This is a genomic window from Acinetobacter sp. NIPH 2100, assembly GCF_000369805.1.
GTDB lineage: Bacteria > Pseudomonadota > Gammaproteobacteria > Pseudomonadales > Moraxellaceae > Acinetobacter.
This window is the reverse complement of record NZ_KB850224.1, coordinates 3,378,307-3,403,230: the sequence shown is the minus strand read 5'-3', so window position 1 is coordinate 3,403,230 and position 24,924 is coordinate 3,378,307. Positions and strand designations below refer to the sequence as shown.

The 24,924-nt window shown below is 40.7% G+C and carries 18 protein-coding genes; 6 read left to right on the top strand and 12 right to left on the bottom strand.

Annotated features, from left to right (window positions below):
- Positions 1-32: 32 nt before the first annotated feature.
- From leuA to F887_RS02390, 7 genes are all read right to left on the bottom strand, one after another.
- The gene (gene leuA / locus F887_RS02360; RefSeq protein WP_005297026.1) at positions 33-1,730 is read right to left on the bottom strand and encodes a 2-isopropylmalate synthase; all 1,698 of its coding nucleotides are present in this window, start codon (positions 1,728-1,730) and stop codon (positions 33-35) included.
- A 458-nt stretch (positions 1,731-2,188) separates the two neighbouring features.
- Positions 2,189-2,872: a Fe2+-dependent dioxygenase gene (locus F887_RS02365; RefSeq protein WP_005297023.1), complete on the bottom strand. Its 684-nt coding sequence runs from the start codon at positions 2,870-2,872 to the stop codon at positions 2,189-2,191.
- A 104-nt stretch (positions 2,873-2,976) separates the two neighbouring features.
- Positions 2,977-5,217: a TonB-dependent receptor gene (locus tag F887_RS02370; RefSeq protein ID WP_005297021.1), complete on the bottom strand. Its 2,241-nt coding sequence runs from the start codon at positions 5,215-5,217 to the stop codon at positions 2,977-2,979.
- Positions 5,218-5,546: 329 nt separating this feature from the next.
- Positions 5,547-6,647, bottom strand: coding sequence for an alpha-hydroxy acid oxidase (locus F887_RS02375; RefSeq protein WP_005297018.1), 1,101 nt, complete (start codon positions 6,645-6,647; stop codon positions 5,547-5,549).
- Positions 6,647-7,330, bottom strand: a complete 684-nt coding sequence (locus F887_RS02380; protein ID WP_005297016.1) for a Fe2+-dependent dioxygenase — start codon at positions 7,328-7,330, stop codon at positions 6,647-6,649. Before F887_RS02380 ends, F887_RS02375 begins: the two co-directional genes overlap by 1 nt.
- A gap of 97 nt (positions 7,331-7,427) precedes the next feature.
- Positions 7,428-9,692, bottom strand: a complete 2,265-nt coding sequence (locus tag F887_RS02385; RefSeq protein WP_005297014.1) for a catecholate siderophore receptor Fiu — start codon at positions 9,690-9,692, stop codon at positions 7,428-7,430.
- Between the two features lie 422 nt (positions 9,693-10,114).
- On the bottom strand, positions 10,115-12,292 hold the full coding sequence (locus F887_RS02390) for a TonB-dependent receptor domain-containing protein (RefSeq protein ID WP_005297012.1): 2,178 nt from the start codon (positions 12,290-12,292) through the stop codon (positions 10,115-10,117).
- Positions 12,293-12,540: 248 nt separating this feature from the next.
- Between F887_RS02390 and tig the strand changes: the two genes are divergently transcribed.
- The 4 genes from tig to F887_RS02410 all read left to right on the top strand — a co-directional run bounded on the left by tig (position 12,541) and on the right by F887_RS02410 (position 17,053).
- Entirely contained in the window at positions 12,541-13,872 is a 1,332-nt protein-coding gene (gene tig, locus F887_RS02395; RefSeq protein WP_005297010.1) for a trigger factor, read from the top strand.
- 353 nt (positions 13,873-14,225) lie between these two features.
- Positions 14,226-14,831: an ATP-dependent Clp endopeptidase proteolytic subunit ClpP gene (gene clpP / locus F887_RS02400; RefSeq protein ID WP_004775790.1), complete on the top strand. Its 606-nt coding sequence runs from the start codon at positions 14,226-14,228 to the stop codon at positions 14,829-14,831.
- 41 nt (positions 14,832-14,872) lie between these two features.
- Positions 14,873-16,183, top strand: a complete 1,311-nt coding sequence (gene clpX, locus F887_RS02405) for an ATP-dependent Clp protease ATP-binding subunit ClpX (RefSeq protein WP_005297007.1) — start codon at positions 14,873-14,875, stop codon at positions 16,181-16,183.
- A 153-nt stretch (positions 16,184-16,336) separates the two neighbouring features.
- Positions 16,337-17,053, top strand: a complete 717-nt coding sequence (locus F887_RS02410; RefSeq protein WP_005297006.1) for a DUF2846 domain-containing protein — start codon at positions 16,337-16,339, stop codon at positions 17,051-17,053.
- 14 nt (positions 17,054-17,067) lie between these two features.
- Here the strand turns inward: F887_RS02410 and F887_RS02415 are convergent, their stop codons facing one another.
- The 4 genes from F887_RS02415 to F887_RS02430 form a co-directional block, all read right to left on the bottom strand.
- Positions 17,068-17,610: a DUF2059 domain-containing protein gene (locus tag F887_RS02415; RefSeq protein ID WP_005297003.1), complete on the bottom strand. Its 543-nt coding sequence runs from the start codon at positions 17,608-17,610 to the stop codon at positions 17,068-17,070.
- Positions 17,611-17,774: 164 nt separating this feature from the next.
- Positions 17,775-18,314: a DUF2059 domain-containing protein gene (locus tag F887_RS02420; RefSeq protein WP_005297000.1), complete on the bottom strand. Its 540-nt coding sequence runs from the start codon at positions 18,312-18,314 to the stop codon at positions 17,775-17,777.
- Positions 18,315-18,421: 107 nt separating this feature from the next.
- A complete protein-coding gene (locus F887_RS02425; RefSeq protein ID WP_005296998.1) occupies positions 18,422-19,948 on the bottom strand; it encodes a fumarate hydratase in 1,527 nt (508 codons plus the stop codon).
- 148 nt (positions 19,949-20,096) lie between these two features.
- Entirely contained in the window at positions 20,097-20,957 is an 861-nt protein-coding gene (locus F887_RS02430) for a helix-turn-helix domain-containing protein (RefSeq protein ID WP_005296995.1), read from the bottom strand.
- 184 nt (positions 20,958-21,141) lie between these two features.
- Between F887_RS02430 and F887_RS02435 the strand changes: the two genes are divergently transcribed.
- Complete coding sequence (locus F887_RS02435) at positions 21,142-22,056, top strand: DMT family transporter (RefSeq protein ID WP_005296992.1); 915 nt, start codon at positions 21,142-21,144, stop codon at positions 22,054-22,056.
- Between the two features lie 56 nt (positions 22,057-22,112).
- A complete protein-coding gene (locus F887_RS02440; protein WP_005296989.1) occupies positions 22,113-22,721 on the top strand; it encodes a class I SAM-dependent methyltransferase in 609 nt (202 codons plus the stop codon).
- 54 nt (positions 22,722-22,775) lie between these two features.
- Here F887_RS02440 and pta read toward each other — a convergent pair whose 3' ends face one another.
- Positions 22,776-24,911, bottom strand: a complete 2,136-nt coding sequence (gene pta, locus F887_RS02445; protein ID WP_005296987.1) for a phosphate acetyltransferase — start codon at positions 24,909-24,911, stop codon at positions 22,776-22,778.
- Positions 24,912-24,924: the final 13 nt, after the last annotated feature.

Genomic DNA, 24,924 nt, shown 5'->3' with positions numbered 1-24,924 from the left:
CTTTACTGACAATTATGTGATATTTCACTTATCTAAACAGCTGCAGCAGCCACTTGGTCGGTGGTCAACACACCTTGCTCAATCAAACGATTGGTACAGGCAATAATGGCTTCAATTGATGAAGTCACGATATTGTCATGCACCCCAGCACCGAATGCACTCTTACCTGTACCTTTCACTTGAAGCTCAATCAAGGCAAGGGCTTTGGCATTGGCACCTGAGCTGATACTACGCTCTTCATAGCTGACAACATCAATTGGGAGTTGTAAAGCATTCAACATGGCTGAGATCGGGCCGTTACCTTCACCGCGTAGACGTTGGATTTCACCTTCAATTTCAATGTCTAATTCGATGATTTGTGTACCATTGATATCGGACAATTGATAATGTTTGGTTTGATAATGGCTATTTTTCACATCCACATAGGTATTTTCGAATAAATTCCAGATCTCATGTGCACTGATTTCAGTGCCATTTTCATCGGTATGTTGCTGTACGATCTGACTGAATTCAATTTGTACGCGGCGTGGCAATGCAACGTTGTAATTCGATTCTAATAAGTAAGCGATACCGCCTTTACCTGATTGGCTATTCACGCGAATCACCGCATCGTAGTCACGGCCCAAATCTTTTGGATCGATTGGTAAGTATGGCATATCCCAAATGTCTTCGTTTTTCTGGAATTCGAAGCCTTTCTTAATCGCATCTTGGTGTGAACCAGAGAATGCAGTAAAGACTAAATCACCTGCATATGGATGACGAGGATGCACAGGTAAACCTGTACACTCTTCAACAGTTGCAATGATTTCATTGATATTGGAGAAGTCTAAGTTTGGCGCAACACCTTGGGTATACATGTTCAAGGCAATTGCGGCAACGTCAACGTTACCAGTACGTTCACCATTTCCAAACACACAGCCTTCAACGCGGTCAGCACCTGCCATGATTGCCAATTCAGAGGCTGCGATACCACAACCACGGTCATTGTGACAATGCACAGAGATAATCACGCCATCACGACGCGCCAAGTTACGGTGCATCCATTCGATTTGATCGGCATAGACATTTGGTGTAGACACTTCAACGGTTGCAGGTAAGTTTAAGATCACCTTGTTCGTCGGAGATGCTTCCCAAATTTCAGTCACAGCATCACAGACATCTTTGGCGACGTCTAATTCTGTTGCAGTGAAGCATTCTGGGCTGTATTGGAAAATCCAGTCTGTTGCAGGGTATTGCGCTGCATATTCTTTGACTTTGGTAGCCGCATTAATGGCAAGCTGTTTAGAACCATTGGCATCTACATTCAAGACTTTCTTACGGAAAGTCGGAGAGTTTGAATTATAGATATGTACAATGGCGCGTTCCGCACCGACTAAGGCTTCAAAGGTACGCTCAATCAAATGATCACGTGCTTGAACCAAAACTTCGATATACACATCTTCAGGAATCAAATCTTCTTCAATCAATTTGCGCGCAAAGTCGAAGTCGATTTGGGAAGCTGATGGAAAACCAATTTCAATATGTTTAAAGCCGATTTTGACCAACATATGGAACATTTTTAATTTTTGTTCCATATTCATTGGTTCAAAAATCGCTTGGTTACCGTCACGAAGGTCGGTACTCATCCAAATCGGCGCTTGATTGATTTCATTATTCGGCCATTGGCGATCTGGTAAATCCACTCGCTGGTACATACGGCGGTATTTTTTGCTTGGGTCAGCCAACATCATGAGATAACTCCTTGTCGTAGCATGGTTGCTGAGTCAAATAAAAGGCAACGTGCTACAAATATATATGGTGTCTATAAGAATTAATTTAAAGCGAATATGGGGATCGAACGCCTAAAAATGTAGGCGAAAAAATTTATACGCGCGCGAGGCGCAGCATCAGGAGAAGTGCAGTGAGATGTGTTGTATGAGACGGGTGGGTAAAGCCGCGATTTGTTTTCATCATCTACCATTCATATGGGTTATTTAATTTTGCAGTTATCTTAATCATCTAAGCGTAATCAGTCTAGGCGAAAATACAGACGGCTGCAAAGGTCTATACAACATTTTAATAAGAATAAATGGAAAATATTTCCCTGTTTTTTGCGCTATTTAAATTTTAATAGGAAAAATTTCCCGTAATTTTCTAAATTAGAGATAAAAAAGTTGATTTTATCTCTGAGCTTTGAAAAGTGTGTGAACTATAACTCAGACCACATGCGAATCAGGTTATGGTAAATGTTGGTGAGTTTCATCACTTCTGGATAAGCATCGCCATGGGTTTTCCGTAATTCACGAATACTTTCATCTAAACTAAATAACATGTGGCGCTTACTATCATCTCGAATCAGGCTTTGTACCCAAAAAAATGAAGCGAAACGGGTTCCTGTGCTAATACTGCTGACTTCATGCAAACTGGTTGATGGGTAAAGTACGACATCGCCAGCAGGAAGTTTAATCTCATGGTAGCCATAAGTGTCTTCAATGACCAGTTCACCACCTTCATATTCTTCTGGTTCGCTTAAAAATAAGGTGCATGATAAATCAGTGCGGATTTGCTCAGATGTGCCACGAATCAGGCGAATCGAGTTATCGACATGGAAGCCAAAGCTTTCAGATTCATCATAACGGTTAAACAGTGGTGGGATGATTTTATGTGGTAATGCCGCGGCTTGAAAAAGTGGGTTTTGCCAAATCGCTTTAATTACCATATCACTGAGCGCATGAGTCAGTGGATCTTGTTCTGAGAGCTGCTGATTTTTCTTGACTGAAGCGGAGAGGGTCCCCGCAGTGATTTTTCCACCCACCCAATTTGCATCTGCCATCAATTGGCGAAACTCTGCAACTTGTTCTTTGCTTAATACATTCGGGATATGATGGATCACGGTGAACACCTTTTGAATATTTATTGCAGTTGTAAAAATAGCCTCATGACGAGGCTATTTTATACGAACTAAGCTGAATGCCATAAAGTTATTATGGTTTTGACTTAGTATTTAAAGTTAATGGCTAAGACAGCATTACGACCATTACCTTCATTGGCATAATGAGCGGCATGTGCACCTGTAAAGTAACGTTTATCACCAATGTTATTCACATTCAGTTGTACATTTACATTCTTATCTACGTCATATTTTGCCATCGCATTATAGATGGTATAGGTCGGTAGGAATTTTGGTGCAGTCGTATTCGCGAATACTTTATCTTGGTATTGAACGCCAGCACCTAAAGTAAGTTTAGGGATGACTTTGTACGTCGACCATAAAGTCGCACTATTTTTCGCAACAAATGGTAGTGACTTACCTTGAGCTAATAGACCTGCTGAGTTTTGATTACCTTTGGTTAGTTCACTGTCTAAGTAGCTATAACCTGTAGCAATATCCCATTTATCTGTAATTTTGCCAGTGAGACCAAGTTCAAAACCATCAACTTTACTATTACCAATATTACGAGTATCTCCATTAGAGTCTGTTACACGTGAATCGGTTTTTTCTGTACGGAAAATTGCAGCAGTCACGTTAGCACGTTGGTTAAATAGATCCCACTTCGTACCTAATTCAATCGTACGGGCTTTTTCTGGTTTTAAATCAAGATAAGCAGTGCCAAGATCATTTTCACCATCACCTTGGCTGATACCTACTGGGCTAGCAGAAGTTGCATAGCTAGCATAAATGCTGCCTTGTTCTGTTGGCTTATAAACTAGACCAGCTTGATAAGAGAAGTAGTCGGTGTCGCTTTCAAGTTTTACACCTGTTGCTTTTGTAACTTGCTCAGTGTCAAATTTATCCCAACGAACGCCAAGATCAAGTAACCACTGAGGATGCAACTCGATACTATCCAATGCATAGATAGATGTTGTTTTACTGGTTACAGTGTTAATTGAGGTTGGATTAATATCAATCTTACCTAACCAAGGGTCATTTGGATTCGGGTTGTTTAAATCCGTACACCAGTAATTTGATGAAGCCCCAACGCCTAATGAACATGCACCTTTCAATGCATCACCATTATTGGCATTTGCAATATCTGTTAATAGATATGATGCTTTATCTGTTTCTTGGCGAGCATATTCTGCACCGACATTAAAATTATGCTTAAGAATGCCTGTGTTGAACTTACCCTTTAAAGATAACTGATCGCTAAAGGCATCTGTATCTCTAGTGTGACCATTTGAGCGGCGCCATACTTCGCCATTGTAAATGTTGCCTTTAGAGTCATCAGGCATAGAGTTGACATAGTCAGCTTTCGATTTAGTATAGGTCGCGACGTTACTCAGCGTTAAATTCTCATTAAAGTCATGTTCTAATTTTAACGTACCAATATGATTTTCGCGTTTATCAAAATCACGTGCTTTCCAGCCGTAGTAAGTACCTTGCTTCACATGAACAGGTCGACCATCACCTTTTTCAGTACCAGCTGGTGCATTGGTTGGAACATTTGAATTGTTAAATGGAATACCTGCATCTGGCTCATCATTACTTTTTAAGAAATAATAGCTAAGCGTTGCGCGGTTTGGGCTACCTAAGCCTAAGCTAATACTCGGCGCAATACCAACGCGAGCATATTCGGCACCATTGTGTTGACCTGGTTTTTCATTTTCATGACCCATTACCACAACACGGCCTGCTGTTCCGTTACCAAAATCTTTGTTGGCATCAAGCTGAATATGACGATAGTTATCGGTACCACCTTGAATACTACCTTGGTAAACGTCACCTTCATGCGCAACTTTAGTCACTAAATTGATACTACCACCGATGCTACCGCCACCACCTAGTGCAGATGAAGAGCCTTTAATCACTTCAACTTGTTCAACCGCAAACATATCACGGCTTTGTGAAGTGGCATTGCGCACGCCATCTACATAAATAGAGTTTTGGCTGTTGTAACCACGAATAATCGGCATATCCGTATAAGGCGTACCACCTTCACCAGCGCCTAGAGTAATACCTGGCTCATAACGAAGTGCTTCAAGCAATGTATTTGAGTTAGTTTCTTTAAGTAGTTTTTGCGACAGAATAGAAACTGACTTTGGTGTGTCTTTAAGAGGGGCAACAAATTTTGCATTTGCAGACTGATCTACTTTTAAAGACTCTTCTTTTGCTGCGTGTGCATGAATTGTTGGTAGTTGAACTGCTTGATCTTGAGCAATGGCTGGTACTGCAATAACTGAAAGTGATGATGCAATTGCAGAAGAAACAAGTTTCTTCCGTGATTTAATAAAAGACATAGGGCAGGCCTAAGAGTGTAAAAATTTATGCAAAGGATAATCATTGTTATTTCTATATTCATTTGTTTGAGATTGGATTTTTCAATTGTTTCTAATTGTTACAGTGGGAACTTAAATTAATTTTTGCCCTGAATTGTTTAAAAATGTTGTTAATCTGTTGATTTTTTTATTTAATCTAAAAAAACGATTGTGTTTTAAATATTAACTTTTAATTTAGATGTTATGACTTCTGTAATTTTACTGAAGTTTTATTTATATGATTTATCCTCAAAATCCTGAAAGTTTTTGGAATATCAGCTTGTTAAATCAAAGCCATATGATAAAGCTGATTATTGATCAATAAAGTCTGGGTTTATCTCTTTTAATGTTGCTGTTCCCATCAATGCCATGGTGATTTCAAATTCTTCTTTTAAGATTTTAAGCACATGGGCCACACCTAGGGCACCAGCCGTTGTCAGACCATAAATATAAGGACGACCGACCAGTACGGCTGATGCTCCAAGCGCAATGGCCTTGAATATATCGGAACCACGACGGATACCGCCGTCTAATAAAACCGGATAGTTTTCAGGAACAACAGCTCGGATTTTTTGTAGCGCAATTAATGGCGAAATCGTGGTATCGAGTACGCGACCACCATGATTGGAAACGATCAGACCTGAAACACCATATTCAACAGCTTTTTTGGCATCAGCAGGATGAAGTACGCCTTTTAGGATGACGGGTAAATGGGTATTTTTAATGATCCATGCAATATCCTCCCATTGGGGGGCATTTTTCATGAGGCCTTGAAAAATAGGATGCTCTCCAGTTGCTAAATTGCCAATTTCTAAATTAGCCGAGGCATGTGGGTGTGGCATGTTTTGGGGCAATTGAAAGAAAACTTTACGTTCTCGATCGCGGATACCTGTATGTGGCGCATCGATGGTGATGACGATCGCTTTATAGTTGTGTTGTTCTGCAAGCTGTATGAGTGCTAAAGACTGTTCTCGACTAGCTTGCCAATAGAGCTGAAACCATTTGTATGGGTTATCTGTATTGAGCTGCGTCATCTCAGTATTGCTCAGCGTGCTGAGTACAAAATTACTTTGCATCAACTCGGCAGCTAGGGCAGTGGCGTGTTCAGCTTGAGGGTGGAAAAGTGACTGATGCCCAATGGGGGCAAGAAAAATTGGATGAGGGTAATCCATGCCAAATAAGTTGAGCTGAGTATTGCCCTGAGAAAAATCATTTAAATGACGTGGAACTAGTCGAACATCTTGAAATTGGAACTGATTTTCTTGCACGCTCAGTTCATGCATGGCCCCCCCTTGTAAATAATGCCAAGTTGCTTCTACCAAATGTTGCGAAGCTTGTTGTTCGTAATCCGCCACGGTTTGTAAATGAGCTGGGATTGTAGTCAATGGGGGAAGAGGCGAGGGCTGAGACATCAGAAGATTCCCCATTGTCTTAAGAGGTTGTGATAATGACTGGTTAAGGCAACCACTTCCTCTGTGTCGCCAAGCTGCTGTCTTAGTTTTAGAATAGTCATATCTAAATTAAACAGCATGGTTCGTTGCCAGTCATCTTTGACCATGCTTTGAATCCAAGTGAAAGCGGCAATTCGACTGCCTTGAGTGACGGGTTCAACGCGATGCAGACTTGTGGACGGATATAAAATCGCATCACCAGCATCCAGCTTAACTTCGTGGCTGCCATAGGTATCTTCAACAATCAGTTCACCCCCTTCGTATTCATCGGGTTCGCATAAAAAAACCGTAATAGAAACATCGGTGCGAATCATTTGTCCTGTTTGTGAAGAAGCCTGAACAGCACTATCGACGTGGTTGCCATAATTGCCCTGATTTTGATAGCAATTAAACATTGGCGATAAAATATGTTGGGGCAGGGCCGCTGAGCGTAACATTAGATTGCGTTGTAAAGAGTTTAGAACAGACTGACTTATGGATTGATAGACATCACTATGGGTATCGATCTGTAAATTATTTTTGGTTTGCTGAGCTTGTGCACCTGCGCTTTGAGCGCCGTTAACCCATGCTGAGGCTGACTGCATTTGTTGGCGTAGTTCTAACACTTGTTGTTTACTGAGCAGCTCAGGGATGTGCAACATCATATTTAAAACCCTTCAAAAAAGTACAGCCTGTCGAAAAAGTATACCTTTTCTGACAGGCTGAGTTCATCTATTCAAGCTTAAGTTTTGATTGAATAATTTAGAACTTGTAGTTGAATGTTAATGCTGCTGAACGTGGTTGGCCGAGTACAAAGCGGCTACCACCATTGTTCAATGCGCTGATGTAGTCTTTATCTGCTAAGTTATAGACATTCAGGTTCAGTGAGGCATTTTTGTTGAAACTATAACCTGCCATTGCATCAAACACTACATAAGAGGGTACTTTTGGCATGTTTGCAGGCGCAGTGCTGTCGGTAATAACACGTTTTTGTTCATCTACATAGCGTGCACCTAAGCCTACTTTAAAGCCAGCGATGTCATATGTTGTCCATAACGTTGCAGTCCAGTCTGGTGACCAACGAACAGAATCGGTTACTGTTTTTTCGCCATTAGTACCAAAGCTTTGCTGGTTTTTTTGCTTGGTTTTCATGTGGGCAACACCCGCAGAAATATTCCATGCATCGGTAATTTGACCAACCACACCTAGCTCAACACCCTCAACTCGGGTTTTACCTTCTTGAATTGATTCTTTGGTAATTGGGTCAGTGGTAAATTGATTTTCATTTTCTGTACGATAAACAGCAGCGTTTAACGCCAGTTTATTTTTCAACACATCCCATTTCCCACCCACTTCATAGTGATTGGTTTCTTGAGGTTTTGAGCGTGCATTATTGGTTGCTTGAGTACCAGTGGTTTCAGCTGATAATCCAAAGTTTGCACTACCTGGAGGTGTCAGCGATTTTGCATAAGAGGCATAAACACTACTGTTTTCTGTTGGTTTAAATAAGCTGCCCAATTTCCAACTCACTAGAGTGTCGTGTGCTTTTAAATCTGTTGGTGTTTTTGTTACAACACCAGTTGATGAGTTGGTTGCAACTGTCAGTGCTTCATAGTCTGTGTGATAGTAATCTACACGAACCCCACCATTAAATTGTAAGCGGTTGTTCAATAATTTAATGGTGTCAAATAAATAAGCTGCGGCTGTATTGGTTTCACCATCAGTATATGCACCTGTATAAACGAGTTTAGGCATAACATCATAATGATTTGGATTGTATAGGTTTGCCGGTTTTGTTGATGGAGCAGGAATTTGTCCTGGTGCTTGGGTTGATAACGTACGAGAAATTTGCTGTTCTTGTAAGAATTCTAAGCCTGCAACCAGATCATGTTCTACTTCGCCAGTTTTAAAATTCACATTAAGAGATGAAGTATTGGCAAGAATTTTATTTTCTTGATCAACACCTTGATGTGAACGTGAAATCGTCCATGCATCTGGATTGTTTGATCCATTTTTATTTAATGCATTAATGCCTGTTAATGCGCGATTCATTTGCGACTTACCGTAACGAGAGGTATTGGTAAATTTAATTTTATCGCCAAAATCACTTTCAATTTTTGCGGTAACTATATCAGCGTCAACGTCTTCATAGTCATTGACACTGCCATAGTAATTCGAGCGATCAACCTCTTTTGCCTTATTTAAATCTGCATCTGCGTTATAAAAGCCTTTCATCCCGACTGTAGGAATACCACCATCAGGAATATTATTTTGGCGAACATGCTGAGAATATAGATAGAAACGTGTATCTGTATTTAGACCGAAAGCAATCGAGGGAGCAATTGCCCAACCATTGTTCTCAACAACATCGCGGCCTTCAACACCACCATCTTGTCCCATTACATTTAAACGAATCGCGGTGCTTTCGTTAATGGCTTGGTTAATGTCCGCAGTTAAGCGTGCATTCTCAGCAGTATTGTAGCGAGCAGAAACTTCTCGGCTGCTTTCAGCTTTTGGTAATTTGGTGACTAAGTTGATATAACCAGATGCTGCACCACGGCCAGCTTCAGAGCCAGAAGGGCCCTTTACAACTTCAATTTGTTCTAAGTTAAATACATCACGGCTGACGGCACCGAGATCACGAATACCATCGACATAGGTAGAGGTTTGGGTCGAGAAACCACGCATTTGGAAAGTGTCACCTGCGCTGGTATTTCCATTCTCACCCATTTGTAGGGTGATGCCTGGGGTATTGCGCAGTGCTTCAACTAATGAAGCAGCACCTTGTTCCTGTAACAGTTCTTTTTTGATGACTTGTACAGTTTGAGGTGTATCGAGTAATGGTTGCGTATATTTTGGAGAGCTTACTGTATCTACTTTATAGGTATTTTCTGCATTCACTTCAATTGTTGGAAGCTTTGCCACACTTTCTTCTTTAGGTGCGGCATGCACTGCTAAAGGTAAACTTGCCGCTAGAGCAACTAAAGGTGTGGTACGAAGGTGTTTACGACTTTTGATTTTTGCCATTGAGAGAACCCCTGAAATTGAAGTGGTGAATGACAGAACTTTCAACCTGATGAACTTTTACAGAAAAAGGAGTAAAAGTAGATTAATTGTTAATCTATGTAACAATATGTGCGAAGTCTATTGATAATTATTATCGTTATCAATAGCTTTAACTTCTGTATAAAGGGTTGTATATATTTATTGTTTTGAAATTTAAAGATATTTTCTTGAATTGGTATTAATGATGAATAATTGTGCAAAATGATAATGTAGTGATGGTTATATATAATTAATTGATATATATGTTTTATTTGAATTTTTTATGGACTCTGCTGAGAGGTTTCTTTTAGAAGCTTCTTTGTAAATTCTAAAGATCTTCGTATAAATGAATAAAGAAACCCTGCTTTAGCAGGGTTTTTGAAGCTCACAGAGTATTAATTTACTTAGAAATCATAAGAGACCGATAACCAGAAGTTACGACCTGCAAGATAAGTACCTGACATTCCTGAGCCAATCATCATATAGTCATAATAAGAGGCTGGGTTACCGTTTGAATCAATATATGAACCATTGCTGGTGAAATCTTTGTCAAGTAGGTTGTTGACCGCACCATTGAAACGTAATTGATCATTCACACTATAGCTTGCACCTAGGTTGAATAAGTTATAACCCTTTAACTTATTGTTGGTTGCATTGTAAATAAGAGCAGCATCACCAGCAGTTTGTGCTGTACTGTAGCGTTTACGCTCTGACTTATATTCATGTTGTAACCATAAATCAAATGCATCATTAATATGCCAAGTTGAGGTCATGTTTAGAGCATTTCTAGGTACATTGTTTAGATAAGAACCTTTATTTTTACCTTTAGTAATTTCGGTTTCCATATAGGTATATGCAGCTTTGATATCCCATTCTGGAATAATGCTATATTTCAAGCTGAGTTCAACACCTTTGGTTTCCGCTTCATCTGCATTAATGCTTTGGGAAAAACTATCCTGAGTGATATGTGATCCGTAATTTACACAACCTGGTCGATTTGGATTTGCTGTATAAAAGCAGTTTAGTAATTCTGGACCCTCGGTAATTAGGTTTTTAATCTTGGTAAAGAAAGTGGTAGTGGTAAGGTCTAAATTACCGTTGTTATAATTGAAACCTAGCTCATAGTTGATTGATTCCTCTGGTTTTAAATTAGGAGAACCAATTCCAAAAGAAGCGCCTTGAGCACTTACGCTAATAACACCATCATGAAGTGCTTTTGCCGAAGGAGCCTTATAACCTGTGCTGACACCACCTTTAAATGTAAGTTCGTCATTTGCATTCCAAACGAGGTATGCGCGTGGGCTAAATTGACCACCGAAACCTGAGTGATCCTCATAACGACCACCCAGCGTAAAGCCAAGGTTGTCTAGGATGCGCCATTCATCTTCTGCATAAACAGAGAACGAATCTTTTTTGAATGTTGCGCCAAGACCAGCAATATCATCTGCAATTTTAGCTTCTTTATATTCGGCACCAATCGTTAACTTATGATCAGCGATAGGTAAAACTACATGCGAGTCAGCAACTAAATCAGTGTTTTTTAAAGTGCGATCTTGACCACCAGCGGCATTACCAGGGAACGTATTTCTAGGAATTGTACGGCCAATTGTTTCTGTTTTAGTTTGGCTGACATAAGAGTTCCATTGACCAAAACTATAGTCACCATTATGGCCTACAGCAATTTGATCACGTTTGAACTCTAATTCGTCTTTATAACCATTGGCACGAGCAGGTGTATCAAGTGTACCTAAACGGTTATCATCATTTTTATAAGTTTGACTAGAGTGAAAACCATCAACCCAAAAATTATTTTGCTCATTTAATTTAAATGATAATTTCCCACCGATATCATAAATGTCTGCTTCGCTTGGGCGTGGGTCACGACCAGAAGTACCAGGAATGCGCTCAGACTTCTGACGATCTAAATAAGAACCACGTAACTGTACGCCTAGTTTATCCTGAATGATCGGACCATTTACGACGACGCTGGTTTTCCATGAATCGGCTTCACCGCCATGTTCCATTACATTGCCACTAACAGTGACATTGCCATTCCATTCTTTGCTAATTTTTTTGGTAATGATGTTAATCACACCGCCCATTGCTTCTGAACCATAGCGTGTTGCCATTGGTCCACGAATCACTTCAATTCGTTCAATTGAAGCCAGTGGCGGTAAGAAACCATTTGCTGACTCACCAAAGCCATTGGGTGTGACATCTGAAGACGTGGTTTGACGACGCCCATCAATCAGAATCAGGCTGTATTCATTGCCTAAGCCACGCATTTTAATATTTAAACCAGAGGTTTTCCCAATACCATCTCGGATATCGATACCAGGCACATCTGCAAGTAGGTCGGCAATGCTGGTTGCATTTTTCTTCTCAATATCTTCTTTTGTGACAACGCTAATAGAAGCGGGTGCATTTTTAATATCTTGTTCAAATCCAGCTGCCGATACCACAATTGTGGCCAGTTGGTGCGTATTTGAATGTTCAGATGTCGTGCTTGTATCTGCGAAAGCTGATGTGGTCATTACCCCAAGTAATGCGAATGAAAGGGGATTCAAATTAAATTTACTCATAACTAGAGTTCCAAAGATGGACGAGAAAAATAGAACAAATGTTCAAAAAGAATGCAAAGTATAGTGATAATACTTATCACTAACAACAAAAAGTAACGTTTCTTTTAAGCTTCATTTAAGAAAACTATGTTTTTGGGTAAAATGAGAAATAAATTTGCTTTTTTAGCATCCGATTTTGTATATCCAGAAAGTTGTCATATAATGTGGCACTTTAAAAATTGTTATTACTAACTAATATCGAGGAAGCCATGCAAGTAACGACTGAAGCGGTTTCGGGCGTTGCCCGTCGTTTAAATGTTTCTGTACCGACGAGCCGTGTTAACGAGCAGTTTGAAGCTCGCTTACAACGCACTGCCAAAACTGTGAAGATCAACGGCTTCCGTCCAGGTAAAGTGCCTTTGAATGTTGTTCGCCGTGAATATGGTGCGGGCATTTATCAAGAAGTTGTGAATGACATCATTCGCGACACAGTATTTGAAGCAATTCAACAAGAAAAAATCAATGCGGTCGGTATGCCGAATATTGAGAAAGTTGAAAACAAAGATGATGCTTTAGTTTTTGAAGCGACTGTTGAAGTTTATCCAGAAGTAGAAGTGAAGGCTTTTGCTGACTTGGAAGTTGAACGTAAAGCATCAGAAATCAACGACAAAGACGTTGATGTAATGATCGAAAACTTGCAAAAGCAACGTCAAACTTGGGCTGTGACCAAAGGTATGGCGAAGAAAGACATGCAAGTGACTTTCGACTTCGAAGGTACTGTTGACGGTGAGAAGTTTGAAGGCGGCGCTGCTGAAGACTTTAAACTTGTTCTTGGTTCTGGTCGTATGATCCCAGGCTTTGAAGACGGTATCGTTGGTATGAAAGCTGGTGAAGAGAAAGTTATCGACGTGACTTTCCCAGAAGATTACCAAGCTGAAAACTTGGCTGGTAAAGCAGCTCAGTTCAAAATCACTGTGAAGCAAGTTGAAAAAGCAAAACTTCCAGAAATCGATGCTGAATTCTTAAAAATCTTTGGTTTAACTGAAGAAGAAGGCTTAGACAAGTTAAAAGCTGACGTTCGTAAAAATATGGAACGTGAAGTTCGCAACGGTCTTCGTAACCAAGTTAAACAAGCTGCATTTGATGCACTTGTTGCTGCAAACGAAATCGAAGTTCCTGCTTCAATGGTTGCTCAAGAAGTTGATCGTCAACGTCAACAAATGATCCAACAATTTACTCAGCAGTTTGGTGCTCAAGGCGCAGGCGCATTTGACAGCAGCATGCTTCCAGATGAATTGTTCAAAGAGCAAGCTGAAAAATCAGTGAAGCTTGGCGTATTGGTAAGCAAAGTATTGGCTGACGCTAAACTTGAAGTTGACCAAGAACGTGTTAATGCTTACATCGATGACATGGCTTCTTCTTATGAAGATCCAACAGAAGTTGTTGAATACTTCAAAAATGACCAACAACAACGTGCTCAAATTGAAGCTGTTGTGTTAGAAGACCAAGTGGTTGATCACATCTTAGCTGCTGCTAAAGTAAAAGATGTTGCGATCAGCTATGAAGACTTATTGAAAGAACAACAAGCTCGCCGTGGCTAATCTTTTAAAAAGTTGATGAAAGAAAAAGGCGCTTAATGCGCCTTTTTCTTTAGGTATTTTGAGTGCTGTATTTCATGATGATTTAAAACCGTAAGACTTGGGCTTGCAGAGCTTTAAGCATAACTGTGAAAGCGCATATGCTGTGTTACGTATCATCAGAAAATCTCTATGGTTGAAAGTATCGATGTAAAGTCTGCAAACCCTCTGTTAGCAAAGTGTTAATTTGTCGAAAAATTGCCAGATTTTAGTCTAAAAAATCGAATATTTCAGATTGAACCTTTTGCAATTTCATTGATTATCCCTCATATTGTTGGCATAGATCGAGTCACAATAATTTAGGAATAAGTAAACGTATGTATGTTCCAACTATTGAAAATGCTTTAGTTCCTGTTGTCGTTGAGCAATCATCTCGTGGTGAGCGTTCATTCGATATTTTTTCACGTCTATTACGTGAGCGTGTTATTTTCTTGACGGGTGAAGTTGAAGATAACATGGCGAACTTAATCGTTGCGCAGATGTTATTTCTTGAAGCAGAAAATCCAGAAAAAGATATTCACCTTTATATCAATTCACCAGGCGGCTCGGTGACAGCAGGTATGGCGATTTACGATACCATGCAGTTTATCAAACCAGATGTTGTGACATACTGTATGGGACAAGCGGCATCAATGGGTGCATTCTTGTTAAATGCAGGTGCAAAAGGCAAACGTTACTGTCTTGAAAATGCACGTGTCATGATTCACCAACCATTGGGTGGTTTCCGTGGACAAGCGTCTGATATCGAAATTCATGCACGTGAAATTTTGTTTATTAAAGAGCGTTTAAATCGCTTAATGGCTGAACACAGTGGTCAAGATTATGAGACCGTTGCACGTGATACAGATCGTGACAATTTCATGACTGCACAAGCAGCCAAAGAATATGGTTTAGTCGATGAAGTGCTGAGCAAACGTCCCTGATTTTTAGGACCTAAGTTTAAGATTTAAGTTGTGGAGTAAATATGTCCGAACATCCTCAAGGACAAAAACATTGTTCATTTTGTGGTAAGACGCAATCTGAAGTTGGAAAATTGATTGCTGGTGAGGACGCATATATTTGTAATGAGTGTGTAGATGTCTGCTTAGATCTCGTTCAAACCAGCCAACAAGTTGAAGCAGGTGATTGGGCAACCAAAGCTTTGCCAAAACCACACGAAATACGTGCTGCCTTGGACCAATATGTCATTGGACAAGATGTTGCGAAGAAAACCTTATCTGTTGCGGTCTATAACCACTATAAGCGTTTAAAAGTAGGTCAGTCGACTCACGGACATCAAGACATTGAAATCGCAAAAAGTAATATTTTGCTGATCGGACCGACAGGTTCGGGTAAAACATTACTTGCTCAAACATTGGCTCGTTTACTTGATGTTCCTTTTGCAATGGCCGATGCAACCACCTTAACCGAAGCAGGTTATGTGGGTGAAGATGTTGAAAACATCGTGCAAAAGTTATTGCAAAAAGCCGATTACGATGTAGAAAAAGCGCAAAAGGGCATTATCTATATTGATGAGATTGACAAGATTACCCGTAAATCTGAAAATCCTTCAATTACCCGTGATGTGTCTGGTGAAGGTGTACAACAAGCATTGTTAAAAATGATTGAAGGTACGGTTGCCTCTATTCCACCACAAGGTGGTCGTAAGCACCCACAGCAAGAATTCATCCAGATTGATACTGCCAATATCCTGTTTATTTGTGGCGGCGCATTCTCTGGTTTGGAAAAAATCGTACAGCAGCGCCAAGAGAAAGGTGGTATCGGTTTTACTGCGGATGTAAAGAACAAAGATGACAGTAAAAAAGTCTCTGAATTGTTCCGTCAAGTTGAAGCGACTGACTTGGTTAAATTCGGTTTGATTCCCGAGTTTATTGGTCGTTTGCCTGTCATTGCAACTTTGGAAGAGCTGGATGAAGAAGCATTAATGCAGATTTTGACAGAACCGAAAAATGCATTAACACGCCAATATCAATACCTCTTCACCATGGAAAATGTAGATCTGGTCTTTGATGAGTCTGCGTTACGTGCTGTGGCGAAGAAAGCGCTTGAGCGTAATACGGGTGCACGTGGTTTGCGTTCTATTTTGGAAAATGTTTTGCTTGAAACAATGTATGACTTACCAAGTCGTACAGATGTGGGTACCGTTATTTTGAATGAAGCTGTCATTAATGGTACGGCTAAACCAACCTTTAAAGCAGAGCGCTTACCACAAGTGGGTACGTCAGAAGTTACTGAAAAGAAGGATTTGAAGGTGATTGATTCCAAATCAGCCTAATTCTCATTCATCTAAAAAAGCATGAAAGGCTTGGCTTTTCATGCTTTTTTTATTTGCAATTAAGCGTTGAGGTGTTAATCTTAAAAAATTGAAAAAATGTGCATAGTTTTGCGCTGTTAAAAATAAATCCAAGAAAACGCCTTGAGGGATGTCATGCGTTATTTAGTATTGTCATTATGTTGTGCAGGGGTATTGGCGGGCTGTCAAAGTCATAAGACAGTTGAAGAAAAACCAATCGCGCTGACTGCAACCTTACCAGCTGTGGATACAGAAAAAGAACCGGGTCTATTTGATCAATATCATGTCGGCGGTTTCTCTGTTGGCGGTTGGGTTAATCAAAAATTAGGCCAATATTACGCGCCAATCAAACCGCAAAATGAACAGGCTGCGGTGGTCTATTTATATCGTCCAGATACGCGTTGGAACCGTCAGGAAATTGCAGCAGCAAATCTATTTATTAATGGGCATCGAATTCCAAGCTTATTGCACAACCACTATTATTGGGTTGAGCTGCCAGCAGGGACTTATCGCCTGAGTGTGAGCCGTCCTTTGGCAGGATTACATTTCCAAAAGCCAAAATATTTAGACTTCACGGTCGATGCTGCACAAACTTATTTTATTAAATACGATGAAGAAAATAAGATATCACGCAGTGAGCACACAGGCCCATTCATGATTACACCAGACAAGGTGGCACATCAGGAAATTGCCTTCACACGATTAAAATCGTCCAGCTATAACTTTGTCGCTCAAGATGCATCAGGCAAGGTTCGCTCAAAACCTCAAGAGTTAAAACCAGCCAAATATGATGAGAAGTCTGAAGTTCATTTGGTTAAGCCATTTAAGCTTTGGAATCCATTGACTTGGTAACCATGATTGAGCAGTTACTCCTCTTGAATTAAAGGTTTGATGATGGTGAGGAACTGCTCTTTCAATTGTGAACTTTGCGCTGGATCATTTAAGGTTTTTTGACTTAAATTATTCATATATTGAAAAACATTGGTGCTGATTTTCAGTGTTTTTTGATTAATCGATTTGCCTTCAGGCGTTTTGAGAAATTTTAAATAGGCTTGTATTTCTTCTTCGCTCAGGCTATCGGCATAAATTTTCTCTATTGCTCGAACGGTTTCTGGGCGAGCAAAGACTTTTGAGCTGGTTTCTTTTAATAATTGGCTTAATTCCAGCACAGCAAGATGCTCTTGTGTGGTGATAAGTTTTTCTTTTCCTAAAACGCGCAATAGAATGTTTTCTGCTTCGAGATCAAGTGCGGGTTGCATCTCATCCAATGAGGTATTTAAAACATGTTCGAGGTCACTGAGTTTGATCAGTTCTTTGACCGATTTATTTTGGGCTGGGGATGCAAAGGTATTTTGCATGCCAATGAGAAGGCAAAGTCCAATCATCATGTTGAACATGTATTTATTCATCTATAGACCGCCTTATTGTTCTCGTCTTTTTTATAATTTAGCAGAAGCCCCATACAAATCAAATAGCAGAGTTCAGTGACTCAGCTATTTGATTTGTATAGGGTCTATTGATATATAAATATTAGAAGAATCTTATTTAAAGCAAGAATATGCATAACTCGTTCTTATTCTACTCGGAGCGGTTGAATGATTTTATTTATTTGATTTTGAAATTGCTCTAATTGTTTTGGGTCTTTCCATGCCTGATTATGCATAATATTTAAATATTGAAGTATCTGCGGGTTTAATACACTAAGTTTTTTATGTATGTTAGAGCCATTAGGTGTTTTGAGAAATTGAATATAAAATTGTATTTCTTCTTCGCTAAGGTTTTTTGCATAAATATTCTCAATTTCTCTCATTGTTGTGGGATGTTGAAAAAATTGTTCAGTAGTATTTTTAAATAGTTGTCCAATTTGGACTACTGCTAAATGTTCATCAACTGTGGAAAGTTTCTCTTTATTTAATTGCTTTATTAATAGTCTTTCAGCATTGCGATCAATAGAAGGTTGCAGCGCATTTAACTCTATTTGGATTGTACTCTGAATATCAATAAGTTGGAGTAACTCTTTAATAGAGTTTGATTTTGCAGGAGATGCGGAAGCATATTGAAAAGTAATTGTAAGATAGCATCCTAAGAGGCATTTAGCGATGTTTGTAAGCATAATTGATATGATGATTTAGAAGTTTATAGGTTTAAATTTAGCAGAAGCAGTAGGCAAAAAAATAGCCGAATACGATGATTCGGCTATTTGAATTGTATGAATATTATTTATGATGCAGCTGCGTCAACCACTGGAATCTTACCAATTTTCGCTTGCCAGATTTTTGGCGCAGTCGCATGAATCGATGTTCCATTCACATCAACCGCAACAGAGACAGGCATATCTTCAACTACGAATTTGTAGATTGCTTCCATACCTAAGTCAGCAAAAGCAACCACTTCCGCTTCACGTACTGCTTTAGATACGAGGTAAGCTGCACCACCAACGGCCATCAGATACGTTGCTTTGTTATCTTTGATTGCTTCAATTGCAGCAGGACCACGGTCTGCTTTACCGATCATACCGAACAAACCAGTCGCTTCTAAAACTTGACGAGTAAACTTATCCATACGGGTTGCGGTTGTAGGACCAGCAGGACCAACCACTTCATCACCAACTGGATCAACAGGACCTACGTAGTAAATGAATTTACCTTTTAGATCGACTGGCAGTTCTTCGCCATTATTTAACATGTCGACCATGCGTTTATGGGCTGCATCACGACCTGTATAAATAGTACCGTTCAACAATAATGTATCACCTGGTTTCCAGGCATTCATTTCTTCTTGTGTAATGGTATCAAGGTTGACACGCTTCGATTGAGAAGAATCCCAAGTCACAGCAGGGTAATCTTCAAGTTTTGGTGCCTGAATATGCGCAACACCTGAACCGTCTAACTGGAAGTGTGCGTGACGAGTTGCAGCACAGTTTGGAATCATACCGACTGGCTTACCTGCTGCGTGGCATGGGTAATCCTTGATTTTAATATCCAGAACAGTGGTTAAACCACCAAGACCTTGCGCACCAATACCCAATGCATTTACTTTCTCGAAGATCTCGATACGGAGTTCTTCCATTTTGCTTTGTGGGCCACGACGAAGTAATTCGTCCATGTTGATTTCTTCCATGAGTGCTTCTTTTGCAAGCATCATGGCTTTTTCAGCAGTACCACCGATACCAATACCGAGCATACCTGGTGGACACCAACCTGCACCCATGGTCGGAACAGTTTTAAGTACCCAATCCACGATTGAATCAGATGGGTTTAACATCGCAAGTTTAGATTTATTTTCTGAACCGCCACCTTTTGCAGCTACAGTAATATCCACTTTATGACCAGGTACGAGTTTGTAGTGGATTACGGCAGGCGTATTGTCTTTGGTATTCTTACGACCAAAAGCTGGATCTGCTAAAACTGAAGCACGAAGTACGTTTGAGTTTTCTAGGTAACCTTGGCGTACACCTTCGTTGACTGCATCATCCAAGCTCATGGTTAAATCGAATTTAACATCTAAGCCAACTTCAAGGAAAACGTTAACAATACCAGTATCTTGACAGATTGGTCGGTGACCTTCAGCACACATACGTGAGTTGATGAGGATCTGTGCAATAGCATCTTTTGCGGCTTTGTTCTCTTCACGATCATATGCACGGCTCATCGCTTGGATGAAGTCTTGTGGGTGATAGTAAGAAATAAACTGCAGGGCATCCTTGATTGATGTAATCAAGTCATCTTGTTTGATGATCGTTGTCATATCAAATTTCTCTTGAGCGGGCGATTAGCTGGCGGGCTAAATTATATGACAAAAAGGAATGAATGTGGGAGTTTTAGCGTATATTTGGCTAAAGGTCTAAAGTGAATCTTCGATTTAAATTACAGCAACAAGAGATCGTCTTTGGATTTTAGTTTTTTCTGATTTGGGATGGAGAATAGCCAAACTGTTTCTTAAAGCGATGGCTAAAATGGCTGCTTGAACTAAAACCATATTGCACTGCGATCTCTGTCAGATTCGCGGTACTTTGTTCAAGGGCTTGATGTACCAGTTCTAGGCGGCGTTGCATTACATATTGATGTGGTGGCATCTGCATCGATTGCTTAAACATATGAGCAAAGTGATACTCACTCAATTGTGCCTGTTGAGCCAAGTCAGACAAGGTCAAGCTGAGATGGAGATGTTGATCAATCCATTCTAATAACTGCTTAAGCACATAAGGGGACAGTCCACCTTTGACCTCAGGTGCTTGCCATTGTGCATGACTATAATTTTTGATCAGGTGATTGAGGAGTAACGTGGTCGCAGTACTCATCTGCAAATGATTTTCTCGGTTTTGCCATGCGCCGTTGAGTAAGAAGTGCCGATAGATCATGGAAATTTGTGCATCTGCCACAAAAATCTGCGGATTTAAAATAATCTGGCTAGGTTCTCGATCCCAAACTTGTTCAGCCACCCGTTGTAGGTGCTGCTCCGTATAGTAAAGATGCACAAATCTGAGTGGATCACGTAGATCCCAAGTCGACTCAAAATCCTGTGGCATCAGACACATTCGATCTGGACCGCCACCGTTGTGCCAGCCCTGCGGCGTCTTTTGGTAGCTTTCATAACCGCCTTGAATATACATACTCAATGTATGGTGATTGCTACAGACACTGACACGATCTTGGTTATTTTGCCACATGGCCAACTGCATACCCGAACCCAGTTCAACCGAGTCGAGCAATTGCGCTTTATATTGCTGTAATTGATCTAGAATCTGATATTTCATCTTCTATACGCAGTGCCAAATATGATCCAGTTTAGTGTAGAACGTTCGGCCAGTTTTGTCATCTGGTCAAAAAGTTCTTAGAAAAACGCAAATCTATGACAATCACCGCAAGATTGTGCAAGAACTCAAGTCATCAAATCTCGCAAAATAGCGTTCGTCGTGATTAAGTGTGGTTTAAAAAGAAATGAATGCGCTGTTATATGCTTTGGTTGTGGTGATCTGGGGAACAACATGGATTGCAATTACGCTGCAACAGCAAAGTGGAATTTCGGCCAGTGTTGCGGTGTTTTGGCGTTTTTTTATTTCCGCCATGGTGTTATTTGCTTTCGTCGCTTTGAGCCGCAAGTTACAGAAACTGGCTGGTAAAGACCATCTGTTTTGTATGTTACAGGCCTGTTGTATTTTTGGTTTTAACTTCGTCTGTTTCTACTATGCCGTACAATATATTAGCAGTGGTTTGGAGGCCGTGATTTTTTCCATGGCTGTGATTTTTAATACCATTAACGCTAAATTATTCTTTGCTCAGCAAGTATCAACACGTTTTTATCCAGCAGCTTTACTCGGTGTACTTGGCATTATTGCCTTATTTTGGCATGACGTGGTGGGCACCACTTTAAATAGCAATACATTGATTGGTATTGGACTGTGCATTTTAGGAACCTATGGTTTTTCTTTAGGGAATATGATCAGTACTCGCCATCAAAAACATGGGCTAGATATTTTCACCACCAATGCGTATGCCATGTTGTATGGCTCGTTGTTGATGGCTGTGATTTCATGGTTGAGACAGGATGACTTTTTTCCAAGTATGCAATTTAGTGCAGTGAGTGCTTTATTGTATTTAGCTATCTTTGGTTCGGTGATTGGTTTTACTGCCTATTTCTATTTGGTCGGACGGATTGGCGCAGGTAAGGCGGCCTATAGTACTTTGTTATTTCCTTTGGTTGCTTTGGTAATTTCGACAGTATGGGAAGGTTATCAATGGCAAATGAATGCGGTGATTGGTGTGATATTGATTTTATGTGGTAATGCGATTTTCTTTGTAAAAGGGCCGAAAACTAAGAAAATCCAAACCTTGAATAAGCCTGAGTCTTGTTAAGTTTTTTGATAGATTGATTATTCTGGAATTGGTGATTCACGATAGAGGCAATAAAAATGGTAAAGGAACATCTAGCGCAGAATATTATTGAACTCTATCAAATATATGCTCAGGAATGGATTGAATTACGAGGCAAGGGACTATCTGAGAAAGTTTGGCTCGATCGTTTTCTAAGCTTGTTACCAAGCTCGGCAAATATTTTGGATTTGGGCTGCGGTTCAGGGCAGCCGATTGCTGCCTATTTTATTGCGCAAGGCTACCAGATAACAGGTGTAGATGCTTCGGAATACATGATTGAAATGGCACGGCAGTCTTTCCCTGAACATATCTGGGTGCAGCAAGATTTTCGGGAGTACTTTACTGAACAAAAGTTTCAGGGGGTTTTAGCGTGGGATAGTTTCTTTCATCTCACACCCGATGATCAACGTAAGATGTTTAAACGTTTTGCCGAATATGCACAATCAGGAACCGCTTTAATGTTTAGTAGTGGCCCTGAGCAGGGTGAGGCGATTGGCTCGCTATTTGGAGAGCCACTTTACCATGCCAGCCTCTCAGTGGAGGAATATCAGACGTTGCTCCAAGACAATGGGTTTAAGTTGATTAAAATGATTGCTGAAGATGTTGAATGTACGGGACATACCATCTGGTTGGCTCAATACCTCTAATCAAAAAGCCCTTTCGATCAAAAGGGCTTTTTTAAATTTCGATTGATAGTAGATTTAATCTTGTTGTTTAGCCTGAATCGCCGTTAGAGCAATGGTAAACACAATATCATCGACCAATGCACCACGAGATAAGTCATTCACAGGTTTATTTAAGCCTTGTAGCATCGGGCCAACACTCACGACATTGGCAGCACGTTGTACCGCTTTATAGGTGGTATTACCTGTATTCAGATCCGGGAAGATAAACACATTGGCACGACCAGCGACTTGAGAATCAGGCGCTTTTTGACGACCTACGCTTTCAACCGAAGCAGCGTCATATTGCAATGGACCATCAATCAGTAAATCAGGACGACGCTGTTGAGCAATTTTAGTGGCTTCAGCCACTTTCTCGACATCAGCACCTGTACCCGAAGTACCTGTAGAATAACTGATCATGGCAATACGCGGGTCTAGACCAAAGGCTTTGGCTGAGTCTGCGGATTGAATCGCAATTTCGGCAAGTTGCTCGGCATTCGGGTCTGGGTTAATCGCACAATCACCATAGACATAGACTTCATCTGGCAACAACATAAAGAAAATGGATGATACCAGTGAGTAATTCGGAGCGGTCTTAATCAGCTGGAATGCCGGACGCACGGTATTGGCGGTAGTATGGATTGCACCTGAAACGAGACCATCGACCTGATCTAGAGCCAACATCATGGTGCCAAGCACCACAGTATCTTGCAGTTGTGCTTTGGCTTGTAGTGCATCAAGTTTACCTTTACGCAGCTCCACCATTGGCTCGATATATTGATCACGGATAGTGTCTGGATCAATGATTTGTAAATCTGCTGGCAATTGAATACCGCGTGCTTTTGCAACCTCGGCAACCGATTCAGGTTTCGCCAATAAAATACATTGTGCGATACCGCGGGTTTGACAGATGACAGCAGCCTGTACGGTACGAGGCTCATCACCTTCAGGCAGGACGATCCGTTTTTTCGCAGCAATGGATTTTTGTACCAACTCATAGCGGAATGCGGAAGGTGACAGACGAGGGTGCAGATTGTTCTGGGTATGTTGATCCAGCCAGTTGCTGTCTAAATGACTTGATACAAATCGCGTGACTTGCTCGGCACGTTCAGTATCATCAATTGGAATTTCATTACCAAAACGATGCAGTAGTTGTGCTGTTTCCAACGTATCTAACGGTGTATGTAAGATCGGTAAACCGTGTTTAATCGCAGTTTGGCAGAACTCAAGCACATTGTTTGCTGGAGCTGCTTGCTCAGTCAGCACTAAACCCGCTAAGGGCGTACCATTGCTGCTGGCAAGACTAGCAGCCAAGATCGCATCAGTTCGTTGTGATGCGCTAATGATCAGCTCACCTGCAACGAATTTATGCAGTTCAGATTCAATATTCGAAGCGATTAAACTGGTATGCAGAATACGGCGTTGTTTAGCTTCACCTTGATGTAACCACGTGCCTTTGATAATGGATGCGATATCCAAACTACGCGGGACGCTGAGTGTATTACTGAAAGGAACAAGTCCAATAATCGGTAACTCATCAGTTCCCATGAAGCGGTTATAGCGTTGCAATTCTAAGGCAAATGCATCGATTTGCTGATCGAGACGCAGACTTGGATCAAGTGTGAGTGGAATTGCAGCAGTGCCTTCTGGTAGTCCCTTGGTACGCATAAACAGGACACCTGTGGTGCGTGCTGATGCTGCGCCGCCAAACTGGCGTAAATGTGCATCAACTCTTTCTGCTGTTTTACGCGGGTCTGCTAAATCAGCTGTGCTGACCAAAACCACTTGGGCATCGAGTGCTTGCGCAAGTGCGGCATTGATTTCACTGACAAAATGATCTTGTCCATTCGGTACCAATCCTTCAACGATAATCACATCATGATCCGCTGAAATTTGACGATGTAGCGCAACCGCCTCCTCAAGGAGTTCATCGGTTTCACCTAAAGCAATCAACTGAGTTAATCTTTCATAGGTAATGGGTTCAGCGGATGAGTGCTGAAATAAATGACGATATAACGTCGTGGTACGGTCAACAGTGGTATCTGCAATTTGAGAGTAGGGTTTTAAGAAACCGGCATTGATGCCTTTACAGTCAAGCGCGTAAATCATGCCTAGACAGGCTGAAGTCAAGCCAACACCTTCACCTGTCGGGATGAGTAAAATCGTATTCATAGTGACCTTAAAA

What these genes read in the sequence shown, in the direction of transcription:
- pta (WP_005296987.1), bottom strand. Translation starts at nt 24,911, where the DNA reads ATGAATACGATTTTACTCATCCCGACAGGTGAAGGTGTTGGCTTGACT.
- F887_RS02370 (WP_005297021.1), bottom strand. Translation starts at nt 5,217, where the DNA reads ATGTCTTTTATTAAATCACGGAAGAAACTTGTTTCTTCTGCAATTGCA.
- F887_RS02380 (WP_005297016.1), bottom strand. Translation starts at nt 7,330, where the DNA reads ATGATGTTGCACATCCCTGAGCTGCTCAGTAAACAACAAGTGTTAGAA.
- F887_RS02430 (WP_005296995.1), bottom strand. Translation starts at nt 20,957, where the DNA reads ATGAAATATCAGATTCTAGATCAATTACAGCAATATAAAGCGCAATTG.
- F887_RS02415 (WP_005297003.1), bottom strand. Translation starts at nt 17,610, where the DNA reads ATGAATAAATACATGTTCAACATGATGATTGGACTTTGCCTTCTCATT.
- F887_RS02440 (WP_005296989.1), top strand. Translation starts at nt 22,113, where the DNA reads ATGGTAAAGGAACATCTAGCGCAGAATATTATTGAACTCTATCAAATA.
- leuA (WP_005297026.1), bottom strand. Translation starts at nt 1,730, where the DNA reads ATGATGTTGGCTGACCCAAGCAAAAAATACCGCCGTATGTACCAGCGA.
- F887_RS02410 (WP_005297006.1), top strand. Translation starts at nt 16,337, where the DNA reads ATGCGTTATTTAGTATTGTCATTATGTTGTGCAGGGGTATTGGCGGGC.
- F887_RS02420 (WP_005297000.1), bottom strand. Translation starts at nt 18,314, where the DNA reads ATGCTTACAAACATCGCTAAATGCCTCTTAGGATGCTATCTTACAATT.
- clpX (WP_005297007.1), top strand. Translation starts at nt 14,873, where the DNA reads ATGTCCGAACATCCTCAAGGACAAAAACATTGTTCATTTTGTGGTAAG.
- clpP (WP_004775790.1), top strand. Translation starts at nt 14,226, where the DNA reads ATGTATGTTCCAACTATTGAAAATGCTTTAGTTCCTGTTGTCGTTGAG.
- F887_RS02390 (WP_005297012.1), bottom strand. Translation starts at nt 12,292, where the DNA reads ATGAGTAAATTTAATTTGAATCCCCTTTCATTCGCATTACTTGGGGTA.
- F887_RS02435 (WP_005296992.1), top strand. Translation starts at nt 21,142, where the DNA reads ATGAATGCGCTGTTATATGCTTTGGTTGTGGTGATCTGGGGAACAACA.
- F887_RS02425 (WP_005296998.1), bottom strand. Translation starts at nt 19,948, where the DNA reads ATGACAACGATCATCAAACAAGATGACTTGATTACATCAATCAAGGAT.
- F887_RS02385 (WP_005297014.1), bottom strand. Translation starts at nt 9,692, where the DNA reads ATGGCAAAAATCAAAAGTCGTAAACACCTTCGTACCACACCTTTAGTT.
- F887_RS02375 (WP_005297018.1), bottom strand. Translation starts at nt 6,647, where the DNA reads ATGTCTCAGCCCTCGCCTCTTCCCCCATTGACTACAATCCCAGCTCAT.
- tig (WP_005297010.1), top strand. Translation starts at nt 12,541, where the DNA reads ATGCAAGTAACGACTGAAGCGGTTTCGGGCGTTGCCCGTCGTTTAAAT.